Origin of the sequence: Clostridium sp. CS001, assembly GCF_020443565.1 — a bacterium.
Taxonomy (GTDB): Bacteria; Bacillota; Clostridia; order Clostridiales; family Clostridiaceae; genus Clostridium_AD.
Genome location: NZ_JAIZZN010000087.1, coordinates 1 through 720 on the forward strand (window position 1 = coordinate 1; position 720 = coordinate 720).

Consider the following 720-nt stretch of genomic DNA (forward strand, 5'->3'; position numbering starts at 1 on the left):
TATGATAATGTCTTAATATACCACATTTGATTATGTCCCAAATATTAAAACATTGTATAATAAACCTCATGACTAGAAATGAGGTGCTGATAATGAGAAAGGTGAATTTAAATATGGAAGAAATACATAAGTACTCTACTATAAAAAGACTAATAGAAACGGATGGCAATAAAAAGAGAGCAGCTATAGCTCTCAATTGTTCATTTAGGCATATTAACAGAATGATTAAGGGGTTTTTGTTAATTTACGGCATATGTTTTTATCGCGTCTTTGATGAAGACTCACCGCTTTTGCCATTTGCTTGAATGTCCCTAATTAAACATCCTCTTCTACATACGTAATATTACCATCAAAAATATAATTCAAGGAAACTTTTGAACCGTCTAATGCAAACATCATTTTTTCAATAACAACTTGCTCTTCCTTATTGGTTGTTATTGAAAGTTTATCTTCTTCATTAATCTCAGATCTTAATTCAAAATCATATATGAAATCATTTATGATTCTTATCCATTCAGATACGTCATTTGAAACTATGTTTTCCTTCTTTACGAAATCTTTCAGTGTTTTCTCTAATTGTTTTTTCGTGTATTTCAATATATTCGCCATTTTTTCCTTCCTCTCTATATTATAAATTACTCTCGATATCTCGCTCATTCTCAGAATTTCATTATTTAAAAAAGAAACCCCCTTGGTATATATTGAAGCATTGTATTTATA

At 29.2% G+C, this 720-nt stretch carries 2 protein-coding genes; one reads left to right on the forward strand and one right to left on the reverse strand.

What is annotated here, in order from left to right:
* The first annotated feature begins 92 nt into the window (after positions 1 to 92).
* Positions 93 to 305, forward strand: a complete 213-nt coding sequence (locus LGK97_RS19660) for a hypothetical protein (protein ID WP_226262011.1) — start codon at positions 93 to 95, stop codon at positions 303 to 305.
* A 10-nt stretch (positions 306 to 315) separates the two neighbouring features.
* On the opposite strand, the gene LGK97_RS19665 is transcribed toward LGK97_RS19660, so the two are convergent.
* Positions 316 to 720, reverse strand: a 405-nt coding sequence (locus tag LGK97_RS19665) for a hypothetical protein (RefSeq protein WP_226262013.1), incomplete at its 5' end; no start/stop codon positions are given.

Excerpts from the sequence above, each read along its gene's own strand:
- LGK97_RS19660 (WP_226262011.1), top strand. The coding sequence starts at position 93 with ATGAGAAAGGTGAATTTAAATATGGAAGAAATACATAAGTACTCTACT.